Here is an 18,925-nt window from a genome sequence, read left to right as displayed (position 1 = left end):
CGGTGCGCGTCCTCCTCACCGGTGGAGCCGGCATGCTCGGTTCGAGCATCGCCGAGGTCTGGCCCACGCTCCGCGCTGCCGACGAACTGATCGTGGCGACGCGCGCAGACGCCGACCTCACCGATCGTGCCGCCGTCGCCGCCCTCATCGGGCGCACGTCGCCGGACGCGATCGTGCACGCCGCCGCGAAGGTCGCCGGCATCCAGGCGAAGCTGCAGCGTCCCACCGACTTCCTGCTCGACAACCTCCTGATCGACACCTCGGTCATCCGAGGCGCGATCGACGCCGGTGTCCCCGAGCTGCTCTACGTGTCGAGCGCGGCGATCTACCCCGAGGGGCTCCCACAGCCGATTGGCGAGGGCGCACTCCTCAGCGGCACGCTGGAGGGCGCGAACGAGGGATATGCGCTCGCGAAGATCGCCGGGACGAAGCTCTGCGAGTACGCGAGTCGGCAATACGGGTTCGCCTATCGCGCAGCCGTGCCGTCGAACCTCTACGGCCCGGGCGACGACTACACCCACGGTCAGGCGCACCTCATCGCCGCCGCCCTCGGCAAGGTGCACGCCGCCGTGACGAGCGGCTCCGACGAGGTCGAGGTCTGGGGCGACGGCACCGCCCGACGCGAATTCACCTACACGCCCGACCTCGCGGCGTGGCTCGTCACGCAGCTCGGCTCGCTCGACGCATGGCCCGTCACGCTCAACCTCGGGCCGGGTGTCGACCACAGCATCACCGAGTACTACGAAGCAGCCGGTCGCGCCGCCGGCTTCACCGGTCACTTCCGGTACGACGCCACCAAGCCGTCCGGCGTGCACCAGCGCCTGCTCGATTCGGCCGCCGCCCGTGCGCTCGGCTGGAACCCCACCACCCCGCTCGCGGCCGGCGTCGCCGCGAGCTACCACGCCTACCTCGCAGCTCAGGAGCCACAGACAGCATGACCGACGACACTTTCGACTCCGGTTTCCCCCTCGCCACCTCCTCCTGGGATGCTGCGGAGTACGCCGCCATCCAGCGCGTCGTCGACAGCGGCCGCTTCACCATGGGTCCGCTCGTCGCGCAGTTCGAGCGCGATTTCGCCAGTGCGTTCGGCGCCGGATTCGGCGTCATGGTCAACTCCGGGTCGAGCGCGAACCTCCTCGCGATCGCCGCTGCGGTCCTCGACGAGCGGGTCGACCTGCAGGCGGGCGACGAGGTCTTGGTGCCCGCCGTGTCGTGGGCCACCACCTACTACCCGCTCCAGCAGTACGGCCTCATCCCGAGCTTCGTCGACATCGACGTCGACACCCTCAACCTGGACCTGTCGCTCGCCGAGGCCGCCATCACCCCGCGCACCAAGGCGATCTTCGCGGTCAACCTCCTCGGCAACCCGAACGACTTCGCGGCGCTCACGGCACTCGCCGAACGTCACGGTCTCCTCCTGCTGGAGGACAACTGCGAGTCGCTCGGCGCGAAGGACGACGGTCGGTTCGCCGGAACGGTCGGAGCGATGGGCACGTTCAGCGCCTTCTTCTCCCACCACATCTCGACGATGGAGGGCGGGATGATCCTGACGGACGACGAGGCCACGGCGCAGATGCTCATCTCGCTGCGGGCCCACGGCTGGACCCGTGGGCTCCCCGAGAAGAACGCCGTCCACGACAAGTCGGGCGACGAGTGGGACGACCTCTTCCGCTTCGTCCTTCCCGGTTACAACGTCCGTCCGCTCGAGATGTCCGGCGCGATCGGCATCGAGCAGATCCAGAAGGTCCCGTCGCTCATCGCGGGTCGTCGGGAGAACGCCGTGTACTGGACGGAGCGCTTCGCCGACCTCGATTCCGTGCGCATCCAGCGCGAGCAGGGCGAGAGCAGCTGGTTCGGCTTCTCCCTCGTGCTCGAGGGCGCGCTCGCCGGCCGACGCAAGGAGGTCGTGCAGGCGTTCGCTGCCGAGGGGATCGAGTCACGGCCCATCGTGGCGGGCAACTTCACGAAGAACCCGGTCATGAAGTACCTCGACGCGAAGGTCCCGGCCGAACTCCCCGCCGCCGACAAGATCCACGAGGACGGGCTGTTCGTCGGCAACCACCACTTCCCGGTCCACGCCGGTATCGACCGCGTGTACGACGTGGTGGCCAAACTCTCCTAGGCTGGGTCTGCGCGGCCGCCCCACCGGTCCGCAGCAGCTTCCGTTCCACTGTCCACCTCTTCCCCCAAACCGACGAGGACCGTGCACCGTGACCCAGCCGATCAACGCGCCATCGAACGACGTCCTGACCCTTGGCGAGGCGGCCTCGCGGCTCCTCGGCTGCCGGGCGGTGCTGTTCGACCTCGACGGCGTCATCACCCCGACCGCCGAGATCCATATGCACGCCTGGGCGAAGCTCTTCACCGACGAGCTCCTCGCCCATGGGATCACCGAGCCGTACACCGACGCCGACTACTTCCAGTACATCGACGGCAAACCGCGGTACGACGGGGTGCGCGCGATGCTCGCGTCACGCGGCATCACGCTCCCCGAGGGTTCGCCGACCGACGCGCCTGAGCTGGAGACCGTGTGCGGTCTCGGCAACCGGAAGAACTCGGTGTTCACGGCCGTCCTGGAAGCGGACGGCATCGCCGCCTACCCGGGATCGTTGACCTTCCTCGACACGGTCGAGCAGGCAGGGCTCGAGGTCGCCGTGGTGTCGAGTTCCAAGAACGCCGAGGTCGTCCTCCGAGCGGCAGGACTCCGTGAGCGGTTCCCGGTTGTGATGGACGGCGTCGTCGCCGCGCGCGAGGGGATCGCCGGCAAGCCCGCGCCGGACACCTACGTCGAGGCCGGTCGTCTGCTCGGTTACGCGCCGTCTGAATGCGTCGTCGTCGAGGACGCGCACTCCGGGGTCGAGGCCGGTCGACGTGGCGACTTCGGACTCGTGCTCGGCGTCGATCGCGGCATCGGGCACCAGGCGCTCATCGATGCGGGAGCCGACGTCGTGGTCGACGACCTCGACGAGCTCGTCGACCCACTGCGGTCGGCTTCGCGAACAGCGGGGCCGGACGATCCGGCCGACTCCCAGACCTTCACGGCACCCCACGACTCCTCCGAGGACCAGGCATGAACCACATCACCAGCGACCCGCTCGACCGTCACCGGTTCCCGCTCGACGACTGGGCACTCGTCGAGACCCATGTCGACGCGGACGACGAGGGCACGACCGAGACCCTGTTCGCGCTCGGCAACGGCTACCTCGGCTTCCGCGGCAACGTCGAGGAGGGCCGCGACGGCCACGTCCACGGCACGTTCATCAACGGGTTCCACGAGACCTGGCCGATCCGTCACGCCGAGGAGGCGTTCGGCTTCGCCCGCGTCGGTCAGACGATCGTCAACGCGCCCGACACGAAGGTCGTGCGCCTCTACGTCGACGACGAGCCGTTGATCCTCAACGACGCCGACCTCCTGAGCTTCGAGCGTCGCCTCGACTTCAAAACCGGTGTCCTCAGCCGTGAACTCGAATGGCGGACGCCCTCGGGCAAGCGGGTCCACATCCGCTCCCGTCGCATGGTGTCCTTCACCGACCGCCATCTCGCGGTCCTCGACTACGAGGTCACGTTGCTCGATGCGGATGCGTCGCTCGTGCTCTCCAGTCAGATCATCAACCGGCAGGACCGTCAGGACGACTACCTCACGAACGCACCCGAGCCGGGGATGGGCGACCCGCGCAAGGCGGAGTCCCTCACCGAGCGGGTGCTGCAGCCGCGGTTCAAGCTCATCGACGGTCCGCGCGCCATGCTCGGTTACCAGACGACGAACTCCGGGATGACGATCGTGGCCGGCGCCGACCACATGATCGAGACCGAGAACGAGTACGAGGTCTCGACGCACATCGAGGCCGATCTCGCGAAGCACGTGTACACGATCCGCGGCCGCGCGGGCGTGCCCACGAAGCTCACCAAGATCATCAGCTACCACACCTCCAACGCCGTCCCTCCGAAAGAACTCGCCGACCGTTGTGCCCGCACGCTCGACCGTTCCGCGGAGAACGGCATCGAATCGGCGATCCGCAACCAGGAGCTGTGGCTCGAGGACTTCTGGGCGCGCTCCGACGTCGAGGTCCACGGACAGCCGGCAATCCAGCAGGCGACGCGCTGGAACCTCTTCCAGCTGGCGCAGGCGTCCGCACGCACGGACGGTGGCGGTGTCGCGGCGAAGGGCGTGTCCGGCTCCGGGTACGGCGGCCACTACTTCTGGGACACCGAGGTCTACGTCCTCCCGTTCCTCAGCTACACGGCGCCGCTCGTCGCGCGGAACGCCCTCCGGTTCCGTCAGAACATGCTCGACGCCGCCCGCTCACGCGCGACCGAGCTCAACCAGCACGGCGCCCTGTTCCCGTGGCGCACGATCAACGGGCTCGAGTCGTCCGCGTACTACGCGGCCGGCACGGCGCAGTACCACATCGACGCCGACATCTCCTATGCGCTGCGGCAGTACGTCGCGGCGACCGGGGATGAGGACTTCCTCGCCCGCGGAGCCGTCGACATCTTCGTCGAGACGGCGCGCATGTGGGCCGACCTGGGCTTCTGGCGCGCGAACGGCAAGGACTCGTTCCACATCTACGGGGTCACGGGGCCCGACGAGTACACGACCGTCGTGAACGACAACCTCTACACGAACGTCATGGCGCGGGCCAACCTGCTGTCGGCCGTCGAGGCCGTGGAGCGCCTCCGCGAGGACGATCCGGCCTCCTTCGAACGCCTGGTCACGCGGCTGTCGCTCGACGACGCCGAGATCCGCGAGTGGCAGCGCGCCGCCGAGCACATGCACATCCCCTTCGACAAGCGGCTCGGCATCCACCCGCAGGACGCCCAGTTCCTCGAGAAGGAGCTGTGGGACCTCGACCACACCCCTCCCGAGCACCTCCCGCTGCTCCTCCACTTCCACCCGCTCGTCATCTACCGGTTCCAGGTGCTCAAGCAGGCGGACGTCGTGCTGGCTCTGCTCCTGCAGGGCGACCACTTCACCGACGAGGAGAAGCTCGCCGACTTCGACTACTACGACCCGCTGACGACGGGTGACTCGACCCTGTCGGCGGTCGTGCAGTCGATCATCGCCGCCGAGGTCGGGTACCAGCGGCTCGCGCTCAAGTACTTCTGGTCGGCGCTGTTCGTCGACCTCGCCAACCTGCACCGCAACACCCCGGACGGTGTGCACGTCGCCTCCACCGGTGGGGTGTGGAGCGCGCTCGTGCTCGGCTTCGCCGGGATGCGCGACCACGGCGGCGTGATCTCCTTCTCGCCGCGACTGCCGGTCGACTGGCAGGGCATCACCTTCCGGCTCACCGTCAAGGGCACGCGGGTGCGCATCTCCGTCCGGCGCACCGAGATGCGGTTCACCGTCGAGGAGGGCGATTCCGCCTCGTTCGTCGTCGGCGGCGGCAACGTCCTCGTCGAAGCCGGCACGACGGTCACCGTTCCGCTCGACAACCAGGGTCCGCACCTCGTCGGCGAGCCGAGCGCGAGCGACATCGAGGGCAGCCGCCGTGCCGACGGTTCGCTCATCACCGTGTCGATGCCGACCATCGCGCTCGGGCCGGCGGACACCGAGTCGATCCCGATCATCCAGCCGCAGTCGGAGTAGGCGACTCCCGTCGTCCACTGACCCGCTCGACCGACCGTCGAGTGGGTCAGTCGACGACGGTCGGCTCCGGGCTCGGTTCCTGGCCGCTGGGACCGGGGACGGCGCCGCGCTAGACGGTCAGTGCCCGCCGGAACGTCTCGAGCGTCTGGGTCGCCGTGCGCTCCCAGGAGAACCGCTTCGCCTGTTCAAGACCGGCCGCGGCCAGTCGTCGCATCTCATCGGGCCGGGTCACGGCGGTGCGCATGACCGACGCGATGCTGTCGAGTGACGTGGGGTCCAGGTACAGGGCCGCGTCGCCGCACACCTCGTGGTAAACGGGGATGTCGCTCATCATGACGGGGAGGCCGACCATCATGGATTCGAGCGCCGGGAGGCTGAACCCGTCGACGAACGAGGGCATCGCCATGATGGTCGCTCGTCGGTAGAGCTCACCCAGTTCCTCGCTCGTGAGCCAACCTTTGAGTTCGACCCAGTCCTGCATGCCGGTCTCCTCGACGACCGCCTGCAGGGGATCGTCGCCGTGACTTCCCGTGATCACGAGCCGCGGCCGTTCGTGCTCGAGGAGCAACGGCAGGGCGCGGATGAGGCTCGCCCAGTTCTTGTGCGGGCGGCGGTTCCCGGTCGCGAGGACGAACGGATGCTCCTGATCCGGGTCGCGGTCGCCGTCGATCGTCGGCATGGTGCCGGCCAGGGGCACGAGGTCGATCCGGGCCCGCGGGACGTGCAGGTACTTCTCGATCTCGGCACGTGAGACCTCGCTGATGGTGAGGACCCTGGTGGCGTTCCTGGAGGTGAGGCGCTCCATGAGCTTCACGGGAGCGGTGTACAGCGGCGTCGTCATGAGCTCCGGATTGCTCCAGTACAGCATGTCGTGCATGGTGACGACCGACGGCATCGACGATCGCGCCGGCCCGAGCGTGGCGGGGGAGTGGATGAGGTCCGCCCCGTGTCGCTTCGCCTGGCGGGCCACCTGGAACAGCTCGCCGTAGGCCCAGATGAACCGGTTCTCCCCGCTGATCCCCGTGTCCACCATCTCACCCGGGAACCAGGAGCGGTCGAGCTGGTAGCCCTCTCGGCTGGCGAGCCCCACGAACTCGAACTCGCTGCCCTGCCGGCCGATCTCGCGGTACAGCTCGCGGGCGTAGGTCTCCATACCGCCCTTCGTGCCGGTGTACGAGAGGAGGTCGACGGCTACGCGGGGCATAAGGCACGAGGATACCAGTGGGGCGGCCGGGATAGGCTGTCGGGTGGTCCGGTGAGCGGTGAGGAGCGGATCCATGCCAGCAGCATCAGTCGACGCACGCGTGTCCGTCGCCCTCTGCACCTACAACGGTGGGGAGTTCCTCGCCGAGCAGCTGGAGAGTGTCGCGCGGCAGACGGTGCTGCCCGGCGAGATCGTGATCAGCGACGACGGGTCGACCGACGGTACGTCGGCCATCGTCGAGCGGTTCGCCGAGGCGTCGCCGATCCCGGTCCGCTTCCTGCGGAACCCGACCGCGCTCGGCGTGACGCGCAACTTCGAGAGCGCCATCCGCGCGACCGTCGGGGAACTGGTCGTCCTGTCCGATCAGGACGACGTATGGCGGCCCGACCGCGTCGAGCGTGCCCTTGCCGCCTTCGACGCGCGTCCGGAGCTCCAACTGGTGTGCTCGGACGCCAGGCTCGTCGGAGCCGACGGTACCCCGCTCGGCACCACCCTGTTCGCCTCGCTGTCGATCGGGCCGTCCGAGCGCGACCGTATCCGCGCGGGCGAAGCGTTCGGCGTGCTCTTGCGACGCAACCTCGTCACTGGCGCGACCGCGATGTTCCGACGTGCGGTCTTCGACGCGGCAGCGCCGTTCCCCGCTCCGTGGGTGCACGACGAGTGGTTGGCGATCGTGGCCGCAGCACGAGGACCGATCGAGTTCCTGGACGAACCGCTCGTCGACTACCGGCAGCACGGCGCGAACCAGATCGGGATCGTCGAGCCGACGCTGGCGTACAAGATCTCGAGACTGATGCAGCCGGGGCGCCAGCGCAACCGCGACATCGCAGATCGCGTCGCCGGTCTCGCTTCCTGGCTCGACGATGCCCGTGAGCCCGCGCCGCGCGCCGACCCCTCGGCCGTCGTCGCCAAAGCGGCCTTCGAGCGGTTCCGTGCCGATCTCGCTCCGGCCCGGTGGCGACGGATCCTCCCTGTCATGCTGCGTGCTCCCCGCGGCGAGTATCAGCGGTATGCGAGCCAGGGGGCGCTGGACATCGTCAGGGATCTGCTGCAGCCGGCCTAGCCTCGAGTCACCTGCCAGACGGCCGCGCCGACCACGACGACGCCGAGGGCGAGGAGGCCGCCCCGCCACGGGGCTCGGTGGCGCGCGGCGAGGAGGAGCAGCGCCATCACGACGAGTTCCCGGGCGTTCACGAGCCAGGCCGCGAGCTGCAGGTCGTGGAGGGCGATGATGCCGACCGGGAGGGACAGCAGCACGCCGACCGCTTTGACCGGACTCGCCCAGCGCATCCGGCTCTCGGCCTGGAGGACCGCCGTGACCGACCAGGCGACGACCGAGGGAGCGACCGACAGGGCGAGGACGGGGACGAGTGCGAGGGCGGGGTCCCAGTCGTCTGCGAGGACGGGGTCCACGACCAGCTCAGCCCCGATGCTCGTCGCCACGGCGGCCACGACCGCCAGGACCAGCGATCGTCGGAGCGAAGCCTCCGTGACCGCGACGATCTCGGACCCACGGCTGTCGCGTGCCGCCTCGGCGAGGACCGGCCGGAGGACGTTGATCGTGGCCAGCGCCGCCGCATCGCCGATGCTCCGTGACAGCGACATGGCGAACGCGTACTGGCCGAGACGTGCCCCGCCGGCGAGAGCCCCGATCGAGAGGCGGTCGGTCTGCCCCTGTCCCCAACCGAGGAGCGAGAACAGCGCCGTGTGCAGGTAGTCGCCCAGGACGTTCACGGTCGGTTCGCGGGAACGCGCGTCGGCGGCGGACGCGCTGGGGAGTCGCGCTGCACGTCGCCGGTTGAGCAGGGCGAACCCCGCCTCCGCGAGCATCGCCTGCAGGGCGCTGGCGAGCAGCGATCCCGTCGCCAGGAGGGTCGGCACGCTGCAGAGCAGGGCTGCTGTCGACGACCACGCCTGATGCGATGCGATCTCCTTCCATCTCCCGGCTCGCTGCAGGCGGACCAGGGCGTCGATGCCTACGGCCGAAGCCGCCGGGACGAGGACGAACGGCGCGAGGGCGATCGCCTGCCATCGGTCCTCCGCGTGATGCGTCAGGAGCAGGGCTCCGACGGTCACGGCGAGCGCGGCGCCTCCGATCAGCGCGGACCAGACCCGGAACCGGTGGACGAACCGGTCTCCGGCCTCGGTGCCTCCGTGGACGACGGCGGTCTGCCGGGCGGCCGTGTCGCCGACGGTCTGGACGAGCGTGAGGGCGAGGACCATCCACGCGTACATGCCGACGAGGGACGGCGTGAGGCGGGCGGCCAGGACGAGCATGACGAGCGCCGACGCCACCCGGGGAAGGATCCGCTCGACGATCGCCCAAGCGAGGTGGATCATCGTCCGCTCACCCGCACGGTGGTCGATCCGCGTCTCGGTCGGTGAGCGTTGTCGTGGCGTCGGCGGGACCCTCGTCGTCGTCGGATGCCACGATCGTCGTGATCACAGGTACCACGTCCTCGATTGCAGGCTCTCGAATGCGCGCCCTGCCCTCGACGAGAGCCGCTCGACACCACGTCGACGGCGCGTGCCGTCGCGGCTGGGGCTGATGACCTGGAGCGCTCCGACGACGAGGACGATGGGGAGCTCCCAGCCGAAGGACCTCGGCATGCCCAGCCCACGGTGTCGTCGGAACAACCGCACCGTTCCCCGGCCGTAGCCGAAGAACTGCCGAGCCACGGCTCGAAGGTCACCGCGAAGTCGGTACTCGACCACGGCCTCAGGGACCGCGGTGGTCGGGTGACCAGCCGCCGCCGCCCGCCAGAAGAAGTCCGTCTCGTCGCCGCCGCCGAGCAGGGTCTCGTCGAATCCACCGAGCCGGTCGAACACCCGTCGTTGAAACCCACAGTTCGCTCCCGGCGGCCATGGATGGAAGCCGTGCACGGTGCTGACGGCCTCCTGTCTTCCCGCAGGTGTGCCGTCCGGGAGGGTCCGCTCGAGCGCGCCGCCGACGCAATCCGCACCGGCTTCCAGCGCGCGCCGGTGAGCCTCGATCCAGCCGGCCTGGACGACGTCGTCGGCATCGCAGAGGAGCACCGCTGAACCCCGTGATGCCCGGATGCCGGTGTTGCGAGCGTGGTTGATACCCGGCCTGCCGCTCGCGTCGACGAGGCGAACGCGCCCGTCCTTCTCACTGAACCGGCGGACGAGTGCTGCGGTGCCGTCGACAGAGCCGTTGTCGGCGACGATGATCTCGATGTCGACGGACGAGCCTTGAGCGAGCAGGGCTTCGAGTTGCGTGGCGAGGGTCTCCGAGCCGTTTCGGCAGGGAATGACGATCGAGTACACGGGCCTCCGGATCTGGCATGGGCGAGGTGACCAACTTTGGCGTCGACTAACATACAACATATGAGATATGAGCCTGATCGTCGTCGTCCACCCGCTCATCCCGTTCGACGAGCGGCAGACATGACGACCGTGCTCCATGTCACCGACTGCTACGCGGGTGGGATCCCCGTGGCGATCGAGGCCTACGTGCGGAATTCGCCGCCGGGTGTCGAACATCACCTGCTCGCGCAGATCCCGGACGGCGCCCCGCTCGACGAGACACTGTCCGACTGCTTCGCCTCCGTGACCGCGCTCGGGCGGCGGCCGCTCGCTGCCGTGCGAGCGATCCGGCGGGTGCGCCGTCGTACCGGGGCCGACATCGTGCACGCCCACTCGAGCTTCGCCGGTGCGTACGCGCGGGTCGCCCTGCGCAGCTCGCCGCGGACCCGCATCGTCTACACCCCGCACTGTTACGCGTTCGAGCGCGCCGACCTCTCCGTCTGGAGCCGCCGTACGTTCCGGGCCGTCGAATGGTTGCTGTCCTTCAACGTCGAGACCATCGCCGCCTGTTCCGAGGGCGAGGCCGCAGCCGCGGAACGGCGCGGCCCCCTCAGGCCGCGCGTCGTCCACGTGCCGAACGTCGTCGCGGTTCCGCTGCCCGATACCCGCCGAGAGGGCGCGGGGCGGCACCGGCCGCTGCTGGTCGCGAGTCTCGGACGCGTCGCTCCACAGAAGGATCCGATGCGGTTCGCCGACGCCGCGGCGTCGATCGGTGCCCGAGGGATCGAGGTGGTCCCGGTCTGGATGGGTGATGGCGCGGACGACGACGTCGCCCGGTTGGAAGCCTCCGGTGTGCACGTCACCGGGTGGATCCCGCATGCCGAGGTGGGCAGGCGGCTCGCGCAGAGCGACGTCTACCTCCACACCGCCGCCTGGGAGGGGTTCCCGCTCGCCGTCCTGGAGGCGGTGCAGGCCGGTGTCCCGACGCTCGTCCGGCCGATCGCCGCGTTCGGGACGCTCCCGGACGGCCTCACACTCGACGGTGGTCTCGAGGCGCTGATCGCCAGCAGACTGGCCGGACCCCGGGCGTTCGCCGCGTGGGCCGAGACGAACGTCGCCCGCTGGTCGGATCGCCTTCGGGGCCACACTCCCGCCCATCAGCGGACGGCGCTCGCCGAGGCCTACCGGATACCGCAGGTGGCCTGATGCGGGTCGCTGTCGTGCAGTGGGGCCGCACCGGTGCGGGCCCGCTCTTCGCCGCCGAGTTGGCTCAGGCGCTCCGCGACGGCGGGTGCGACGTCGTCGTGTCGCACTCGCTCGACGCCGAGGTGGCCGATCGGTTCGTCGCCCTCGACGTGCCGGCCTTCCCGATCCGCACGTATCGCGACAAGCGCGGCGCGGCGCTCGGTCTCCCGCGCCTCCTGTGGGCGGCGCTCCGGCTCGACCGCTTCCTCCGGCGACATCGCATCGACGTCGTCGTCATCGCCATGGAGCAGCTCTGGCAGGGGGTGGTCGCGCCCGTGTTCCGCTTCGGCGGTCGTCGGAGTCTGCTCTGCGTCCATGACGCGACGATGCACCCCGGGGACTTCTCGCGGCTCGAGCACCTCCTGCGTCGTGCCGAGCGCCGGGCGGCGGACGGAGCGATCGTGTTCTCCGCGCCGGTCGCTGCCGCACTCACGTCCCGTGGCGAGTTCCGCGCGGACCGCGTCCACGAGACCGTCCATGCCGCGTACCGTGTCGACGCGGACCGTGCCGTGGTCCGGTCGACGTACCGGGAGGGTGTTCCGGTCATCGGATGCTTCGGTCGGCTTTCGGCGTACAAGGGGCTCGGTCTGGGGGTGGAAGCGATCACCGAACTGCGCCGCCGCGGGATCCGGGTCCGGTTGCGGGTCGTCGGGTCCGGGACCGACGACGCCCTCGGCCTCCTCCGACACGAGGACGACGAGCTCGAGAACCGCTGGGTCGGCCAGGAGGAGATCGCGCAGGTGGTCGGCGGGTTCGACATCGCCCTCCTGCCGTACACCGAGTCCAGCCAGTCCGGTGTGCTCGCCTACGCGATGGCGCTCGGGGTGCCCTCCGTCGTGACGCCGGTCGGCGGCCTCGCCGAGCAGGCGATCGCGTCAGGATCGGGCATCGTGGCCATGGCGGTGACGTCGACCGCGCTCGCCGACGCGCTGGAGCAGATCCTCGCCGACGCCGGTCGTTACCACGCGCTCTCCGCGGCGGGGGTGCTCGCTGCAGCGGGTCCGTTCTCCTGGGCGCGCGTCGCGGCCGACGTGCGCGTCGCGGCAGCATCCGTCGTGTCCACGGGGCGCTGACCCCTTCGAGATGCGGCGGATGGCGGCCCCCACCGGGCCGGGGCTCCCGTCGCTCCGGGCCGCAGGCTCAGGAGGAGGCACACGGCGACGATCAGCATCGGTGTGAGATGCCGGAGGAACGAGCCGTAGTCCGGCTCGAAGATCGACTGCACGATCAGGAAGGCGAGGATCGCCGCGAACAACCGGTTCTGGAACGCCGTGAGGACCGACGAGCCGCGGGGCGCTCGGATCCTCGCCGACCGGATCGCGGCGATGAGCGACCCCCAGATGGCGAGCAGGACGAGCGCGACGACGAGGTAGATCGCCCCGCCGCGGAGCATCAGCGGGATCGGGATGATGAACGAGGCGAAGGTGAGGGCACTGTTGACGAACCCGGACACGGGGCCGGCACCGGGGAAGAACTGCACGATCAGGGTGTTGACCGATTCCGCGCTGCGGTGCTCGTTCACCGTGAGGCGGTAGTGGTCGAGGTCGACACCGACGATCAGCGGGAAGACGACGGAGAGCCCGGCGTAGAGCGTGAGAATGACCGCCAGCGTGGCTGTCCAGCCGCGCCGCGCCCGCAGCGCGAGACGGAGCGCCAGATAGAGGCCGGCTACGAGGAACCAGTACGTGCGGAAGCCCTGGGCGTAGAGCAGCATCGCGGCCACCGGCACCAGCTCGGCCGACAGGCCCCGTCCACGGTGCGCGATGAGGGCGAGTACCGCGCCCACGGTCAGCAGGTCCTTCGTGTACGCGCCGTGGTAGACGGCGGCGAGTGCGACGCAGCTGATGATGATGGCCCAGTCCACCCACTCGGCGGTCGTCGTCCGGGTGCGCGAGATCGCCACCGTCAAGACGAGCAGGTAGCTCGCGACACCGACGAGGGCGGCGAGCGTCGGCAGCTCGGCGAGGCCCATCCAGCGGTAGACCGCGGCGATGAGCTGGAACGACGAGTCGGCCTCGGTGAACGTCCCCCGGTTCACGCTGATGATCGTGCCCTCGTCGTTCGCGAAGTGCCCGGGCAGTCCTGGTTGGTCGGCTGCCACCCAGGCGAGCGCGAGGAGCGAGGCGATCATGAGGAGCGCACCGCCGGCGAGCGGACGGTCAGGTCCCCGCCCGCCGATATCGGGCGTCGGTCGCGTCAGCTGCCGACGCCACGCGGCACGGTGGGCGCTGGCCTCCGCGCGGGCTCTGGCCGCGTCCCGCCGCGTCAGCTGCGCGGAAGGCTGCCCGGAGGTCACGGACGGATCGTGTGCTCGAAGCGCAACCTCGGCTGGAGGTCACCGAACCAGGTCTCCGCGTAGTTCGACAGCTTGCGGTTGTTGTTGTCGAGCGCGACGACCCGGCGGCCCATCTGCAGCCCGATGAGCATGGCGTGGAGGCGATCGGTGACGACCACCTCGCCGCGGGCGATCAGCCGGACGGCGGCGTCGAATCGGCGTTCGGCTCGCCGCATCCACGCGGCATGGTCGCGCTCCATGAGGGGTTTCAACACCGAGTGCTTCGCCGCCCGCCAGCCGAGCCACTCGTGCGCCCGGAGGTCCAGGGGGTCGGCCGGCCAGTCGGCGCCCTCGGAGTCCGCGAGCCCACCCGCGGTCTCATCGTCCGTCCGGGCGATGACGATGCGTCGCTGCGTCGGTTCGGGGGCGCTGATCGGGCCGAGGAGATGCACCGCGTCCGGCGAGAGGCTGAGGTCGTCGACCTCGTCGCGGAGGAGGTCGTAGGAGCTCTGGTCGCGAACGGCGACCCGCAGCTTGGGCCGGGCGGCGAACCGTCGGGAGAACGCCCGGCGGTCTGCATCCGTAGGGAACACGACCGACTGCGGTGCCTGGATGAGCAACGTGTCGACCGGGAGGTGCTCTGCGAGATCGTAGCGAGCCTCGCTCAGCACCGGGTAGAGGCCTCCGAGATTGCCGCCGCCCTGGATGAGGACCGGGATCGACGAGTCCCGGACCCGCTCCGGGATGCTGCCGGCGCTCGAGGTCGTGCGGACGGCGATGTCGTGTGTGCGCCAGAACCTGGCCTGTCCGAGGGCGATGGCCGAGTCGCCCGAGTTCCGGTGATCGGGGAACTGCGTGTAGTGGAGTTCGGTGACACCGCGATGCAGCTCGACGAAGGAGGCTTCGGCGCGCTGTCGCATGGTCTCGAGGTAGGGCATGGGTGCTCCGTCCGGATCGACACCGAGCGTTGCGCTGGAATCGGATACTTCAGTTGGTCGAATACATTATGCTCGATCATCGCCGGGTCGTCTCGCACTCCGGCCATCGACCTCGCCCACCGACCGGTGCGCGCCGAGGCTCGATCCGATGCACACCGGAACATCCCCAGGGAGGCCACCGTCATGCCCTTCGTCGAAGCCCGCCGCTGCTGGGAGCGACGGTGCTCGCGCATGGTCCTCGTCCTCGACCTCCTGGCCGTCACCCTGGCGCTCACCGTGACCCAGCTCCTGTGGTGGGACGCGTACTGGCGCGGGACCGTGGAGGTCGTGGGGCCGTTCGGACGCCTCGACCTCGGCTACCCGGCGGTCACCCTCGCGCTCGCCGTCGCGTGGTGGTCGCCCCTGGCGGCTGCCCGGTCGCGCCACCCGCGGGTCCTGGCGGACGGCTGGACGCCGTATCGGCGGGTCGTCGTCGTGACGACGACGGTCTTCGGCACGGTGGCGATGGCGTCCTACCTCCTCAAGCTCGAGATCGGACGCGGGTTCCTGCTCACCGCCATGCCGCTCGGGGTCGCCCTCCTCCTGGCGGTCCGTTGGGGCGCCCGTCGACACCTCCGTGCGCGGCGACGCGGAAGCGCACTCGTCTACCGCACGCTGCTCGTGGGGGACCGCGACCAGGCGGTGCATGTCGCCGAGCGCATGCGCCGGGGAGACTGGGCAGGGCATCGGGTGGTGGGCGTCGCGACCCCGGGCATCGTCGACGATGACCGCATCGTGGGTGCCCCCGTCCTCACCGGGCGACCCTCGATCGTCGACGCCGCCGAGGAGGTCGAAGCGGACACGGTGATCCTCGTCGGCCCCGTCGAACTCACCCCCGCCGAGCTCCGCCGCCTCGGTTGGGACCTCAGCGAGCGCGGGGTGAAGTTCATCATCGCGCCGACGCTCACGGGTGTGGCCTCGACCCGCCTGCACCTGCAGGCGGTGGCCGGTATCCCACTCATCCACGTCGACCACCTGGAGCTGTCCCGGCTCGAGGCGGCGGCGAAGCGGGCGTTCGACGTCATCGGTTCCGCGACGCTGCTCCTGCTCCTGGCCCCGGTCATGCTCGTGGTCGCGCTCGCGGTGAAGACGACGAGTCGGGGGACCGTGCTGTACCGGCAGGAGCGCGTCGGCCTGCGCGGCCGCCCCTTCCAGATCCTGAAGTTCCGCTCGATGGCCGCAGACGCCGACACCGGAGCAGCCCTCGCCAGGCAGCAGCATGCGGACGAACTGCTCTCGAAGGTTCCGGACAACCCGCTCGTGACGCCGATCGGACGGATCCTCCGGAAGTACTCGCTCGACGAGCTCCCGCAGCTGTTGAACGTCCTGGGTGGTTCGATGAGCCTCGTCGGCCCGCGGCCTCACCGTGGGTGGGAGGTCGAACGCTACGACCTGCTCGCCCAGCGACGCCTCCTGGTCAAGCCGGGTATGAGTGGACTGTGGCAGGTCAGCGGGCGGTCCAACCTCTCCTGGGACGACTCCGTCGATCTCGACCTGTACTACGTGGAGAACCGGTCGGCCGCGATCGACCTGAAGATCCTCGCGCAGACGGTGCGGGCGGTCGTCGCCCCGGGAACCGATGCACGGTGATCCGGCGCCGCTCGGGCCGGGTTCAGCGTTCCGGAAGCTTGTGCCGCCAGCTCAGCCCGCCGGCACCGATGACCGCGCAGACGACGAGGAGCAGCCAGCCACCGCTCAGCAGCAGGCTGCTCTCGGCAGCGCCCGATGCGAGCAGGGTCACGACGATGAGCGCGGCCCAGACGTGCACGACGCTGCGCCGATTGGTCGCGATGAGCCAGGTCCGCACGAGCGCCAGACCGCCGAGGAGGAGGAACAGGGCGAGCCCGATCAGTCCGAGCTGCAGGTACACGTCCAGGTAGGCGTTCAACGCCGAGTCGTTCGTGCGGCCGAGGCTCGCGTCGATGAACCGGTACGGGACCGCATCGGAGACCCAGCCGCCCGTCCACCCCCAGCCGTTGAGTTCGCTCGGGGCCAGGCGTCTCAGGGTCTCCTGCCAGAGCGCGTAGCGTTGCTCGATCTCGAGCCCGAGACCGAGGACGCGGAACACCTCGGATCGGAGGAGGTACCCGACCAGGCCGACGAGCGCGAGGACGGTGAGGAGGACGAACTGCCAGGTGCGGCGGAGTTCCGGTCGGAGTTGCCTGAAGACGTAGAGCACGGCGGTCGCGATGCCGAGGGCCGCGGCGAGGAGTGCGACGCTCGGCGAGCGCGTGCCGAGGATGAGCCCGATGGCAAGGGCGATGGACCCGATCGTCACCCCGTGCCGCACGGAACGGGTCCGCCACTCGACGACGAAGGTGACGAGACCGAGCAGGGCTGCGATGCCGAGGGCGCTCCGGGTTCCGAAGACCCCTTCCAAGGGGCCGCCGAAGGCGAGGTTCCCGCTGATCCCGAGGAACGGCAGCGGGGTGTCGATGAGGACGCCGCTCACGACCTCGAGCGCCAGGGACGTGCCGAGGAGTGCGCGGACGGCGGTGCCCGTCGCCCGGACGATCTGGATGGTGTCGCGGGTCAGCGCGATCACGATGGCGATGAAGGCCCACGCGAGCTGCCCGCCGATGGCGGGTAGGGTCGCGAGGGGCGTGGCGCTCCACACCACCGACACCGCGCTCCAGGCGAGGAACAGCAGGACCGAGATCGGCAGGAGGCCACGCCACTCGATGATGGGGAGGCGTGCGAGGAGGATGCCCGTGCCGATCGTCGTGAGGCCGACGAGCATCGCGCTGAAACCGGCGACACCGATCAGGCTCGTGACGAGGTGCTCGCCGAAGGCGGTCGCGACGGCGATGGTGGCGAACGCGGCGGCCAGCGGCGCTGACGAGAGGACGCGTGCGGCGACGGAGAACGCGTCGAAGTCCGCCGGTCTCACGCCGGGCTCATCCGCCGACGACGTCGCGCCGGTGCGTGGGTGCGAGGTCGGCCGAGGTCGCGACGGCGGGGATCGGCCAGGCGGGTTCCTGCTTCGTCTTCACGACGAGGAGCACCAGGAGGACCCAGCCGGATTCGATGAGCAACCGACTCTCCGCGACCGACTGCACGACGAGGGAGACCGCGATGAGGACGGGGGCGAGCGAGAGGGCCGTGTACGGCCGCCGTGCGTCGAGGTCGACGCGTGGACGGTCGACGGCCAGGAACCAGGTGCGCGTCAACATGGACAGGACGACCGCGGCGAAGAGCACGAGGCCGACGACGCCGAGTTGGAACCAGACGTCGAGCCAGGCGTTGTGCGCCTGGAGCTGTCGGACGCCGCGTCGGATGACGAGGTCGGTGAAGAGCGGCTCCCACGGTGCCCACGGGCTCGAGAAGCCCCAACCGAAGACCGGTCGCTGTTCGATGAGGCGCCACACGGTCGCCCAGATGTCGAGTCGACCGGTGAGGTCCGGGCTCTTCCCGAGGAGGCCGAGGAGTTGCGTCCGGAAGACGACCGCTCCCACCGCGCCGACGACCCCGATGCCGAGGAAGCCGAGGTACACCGGTGTCCTCGCCTCCGGGCGAGGTGCCCGACGGATCGCCAGTGCGGCGGCGAGCACCACCGCCGTCACCACGGCGGCGAGCAGGATGGTGGTCGAGAAGCTCAGGAGGAACATCACGACGGAGAGACCGAGGCGGATGAGCAGGGTCCAGCGACGTTCGGGGCCGGCCAGCCTGGCTGCGCCGGGCTCGTCGCGGCGCGCCGCCAGCCGGAGCCCGAAGACGATGATCCCGAGCAACGCCACCACGGCGAGGAGGTTGGCGTTCCCCGAGATGCCCTGGATGCGTCCTCCGGAGAACAGGAGGTCCCGCGACCAGTAGTCGAGCAGGGGCGGGTCCGCCGCGTCACCGGCGTAGAAGTTCGGGAGCACCGGGTGCCGGATGATCGCTGCGACGACGAACTCGAAGAGGAGGGAGAGTGACAGCACCCACGTCACGGCACGGCCGAGGACCCGGATGACCTCGGGCCAGGAGAAACAGCCCGCGAGGGTCACGCCGAGGACGGTGCACAGCGCCGCACCGAGCAGGGTCGCGGCCGTGCCGCTCGGGTAGGCGGACCAGGCGAGCGAGACGATCGACAGCACCCCGTAGCCGACGAGCGACCACGGCACCCGTGTGCGCCGCCAGTTCGGTCGGACGACCATCAGGCACGCGAGCGCGGCACCACCTGAGACGAGTGCCACCGCCGTGTAGCCCCAGATGGTGAAGAGGTTCGTCCAGAACGTCCCGGCGAGAACTGCGAACGTCGCGAACACGGCGACGTGTCTGACGACGAGCGCGCGTGTCGTCAGCGCTGCCGGCGGGCGGGGCGGGGCGGGTTCGGTGGACAGCATCGTGCCCCCAGGGTAGCGGCTGCGGCCGGCACCGAGGCCCTG

The 18,925-nt window shown here is 70.0% G+C and carries 15 protein-coding genes; 8 read left to right on the top strand and 7 right to left on the bottom strand.

Annotated features, from left to right (window positions below):
- The first annotated feature begins 2 nt into the window (after positions 1 to 2).
- From GV015_RS16210 to GV015_RS16195, 4 genes are all read left to right on the top strand, one after another.
- Positions 3 to 938, top strand: a complete 936-nt coding sequence (locus tag GV015_RS16210) for an NAD-dependent epimerase/dehydratase family protein (protein ID WP_079707283.1) — start codon at positions 3 to 5, stop codon at positions 936 to 938.
- The gene (locus GV015_RS16205; protein WP_124769667.1) at positions 935 to 2,122 is read left to right on the top strand and encodes a DegT/DnrJ/EryC1/StrS aminotransferase family protein; all 1,188 of its coding nucleotides are present in this window, start codon (positions 935 to 937) and stop codon (positions 2,120 to 2,122) included. Before GV015_RS16210 ends, GV015_RS16205 begins: the two co-directional genes overlap by 4 nt.
- Before the next feature lie 124 nt (positions 2,123 to 2,246).
- Positions 2,247 to 3,074: an HAD family phosphatase gene (locus GV015_RS16200; protein WP_079707406.1), complete on the top strand. Its 828-nt coding sequence runs from the start codon at positions 2,247 to 2,249 to the stop codon at positions 3,072 to 3,074.
- Positions 3,071 to 5,590 carry a glycoside hydrolase family 65 protein gene (locus GV015_RS16195; RefSeq protein ID WP_159879383.1) on the top strand — a complete coding sequence of 840 codons (2,520 nt, stop codon included), beginning with the start codon at positions 3,071 to 3,073 and terminating at the stop codon, positions 5,588 to 5,590. Before GV015_RS16200 ends, GV015_RS16195 begins: the two co-directional genes overlap by 4 nt.
- A gap of 109 nt (positions 5,591 to 5,699) precedes the next feature.
- On the opposite strand, the gene GV015_RS16190 is transcribed toward GV015_RS16195, so the two are convergent.
- A complete protein-coding gene (locus tag GV015_RS16190; protein WP_159879381.1) occupies positions 5,700 to 6,794 on the bottom strand; it encodes a glycosyltransferase family 1 protein in 1,095 nt (364 codons plus the stop codon).
- A gap of 73 nt (positions 6,795 to 6,867) precedes the next feature.
- Between GV015_RS16190 and GV015_RS16185 the strand changes: the two genes are divergently transcribed.
- Positions 6,868 to 7,857, top strand: a complete 990-nt coding sequence (locus tag GV015_RS16185) for a glycosyltransferase family 2 protein (protein WP_159879379.1) — start codon at positions 6,868 to 6,870, stop codon at positions 7,855 to 7,857.
- Here the strand turns inward: GV015_RS16185 and GV015_RS16180 are convergent.
- The gene (locus tag GV015_RS16180; protein ID WP_159879377.1) at positions 7,854 to 9,134 is read right to left on the bottom strand and encodes a lipopolysaccharide biosynthesis protein; all 1,281 of its coding nucleotides are present in this window, start codon (positions 9,132 to 9,134) and stop codon (positions 7,854 to 7,856) included. The two genes, GV015_RS16185 and GV015_RS16180, sit on opposite strands and share 4 nt — an antisense overlap.
- A 102-nt stretch (positions 9,135 to 9,236) precedes the next feature.
- The gene (locus GV015_RS16175; protein WP_159879375.1) at positions 9,237 to 10,082 is read right to left on the bottom strand and encodes a glycosyltransferase family 2 protein; all 846 of its coding nucleotides are present in this window, start codon (positions 10,080 to 10,082) and stop codon (positions 9,237 to 9,239) included.
- Between the two features lie 120 nt (positions 10,083 to 10,202).
- Between GV015_RS16175 and GV015_RS16170 the strand changes: the two genes are divergently transcribed.
- Both GV015_RS16170 and GV015_RS16165 read left to right on the top strand, forming a co-directional pair.
- A complete protein-coding gene (locus GV015_RS16170) occupies positions 10,203 to 11,267 on the top strand; it encodes a glycosyltransferase family 4 protein (RefSeq protein ID WP_159879373.1) in 1,065 nt (354 codons plus the stop codon).
- Positions 11,267 to 12,379, top strand: coding sequence for a glycosyltransferase family 4 protein (locus tag GV015_RS16165; RefSeq protein ID WP_159879371.1), 1,113 nt, complete (start codon positions 11,267 to 11,269; stop codon positions 12,377 to 12,379). Before GV015_RS16170 ends, GV015_RS16165 begins: the two co-directional genes overlap by 1 nt.
- Here GV015_RS16165 and GV015_RS16160 read toward each other — a convergent pair.
- Positions 12,265 to 13,602, bottom strand: a complete 1,338-nt coding sequence (locus GV015_RS16160) for a hypothetical protein (RefSeq protein WP_159879369.1) — start codon at positions 13,600 to 13,602, stop codon at positions 12,265 to 12,267. The two genes, GV015_RS16165 and GV015_RS16160, sit on opposite strands and share 115 nt — an antisense overlap.
- Positions 13,599 to 14,519: a polysaccharide pyruvyl transferase family protein gene (locus GV015_RS16155; protein ID WP_159879367.1), complete on the bottom strand. Its 921-nt coding sequence runs from the start codon at positions 14,517 to 14,519 to the stop codon at positions 13,599 to 13,601. The genes GV015_RS16160 and GV015_RS16155 overlap by 4 nt, the downstream gene beginning before the upstream one ends.
- Positions 14,520 to 14,702: 183 nt before the next feature.
- On the opposite strand from GV015_RS16155, the gene GV015_RS16150 reads away from it, so the two are divergent.
- Complete coding sequence (locus GV015_RS16150; protein WP_159879365.1) at positions 14,703 to 16,148, top strand: sugar transferase; 1,446 nt, start codon at positions 14,703 to 14,705, stop codon at positions 16,146 to 16,148.
- A gap of 22 nt (positions 16,149 to 16,170) precedes the next feature.
- Here GV015_RS16150 and GV015_RS16145 read toward each other — a convergent pair whose 3' ends face one another.
- Together GV015_RS16145 and GV015_RS16140 are read right to left on the bottom strand one after the other, a co-directional pair.
- The gene (locus GV015_RS16145) at positions 16,171 to 17,448 is read right to left on the bottom strand and encodes an O-antigen ligase family protein (RefSeq protein WP_159879363.1); all 1,278 of its coding nucleotides are present in this window, start codon (positions 17,446 to 17,448) and stop codon (positions 16,171 to 16,173) included.
- Positions 17,449 to 17,455: 7 nt separating this feature from the next.
- Entirely contained in the window at positions 17,456 to 18,883 is a 1,428-nt protein-coding gene (locus GV015_RS16140) for an O-antigen ligase (protein ID WP_159879361.1), read from the bottom strand.
- Positions 18,884 to 18,925 lie beyond the last annotated feature (42 nt).

Origin of the sequence: Plantibacter sp. T3 (assembly GCF_902506515.1) — a bacterium.
Classification (GTDB): domain Bacteria; phylum Actinomycetota; class Actinomycetes; order Actinomycetales; family Microbacteriaceae; genus Plantibacter; species Plantibacter auratus.
Note: the sequence above shows the minus strand (reverse complement) of the source record. Positions and strands in the feature narration are given on the sequence as shown.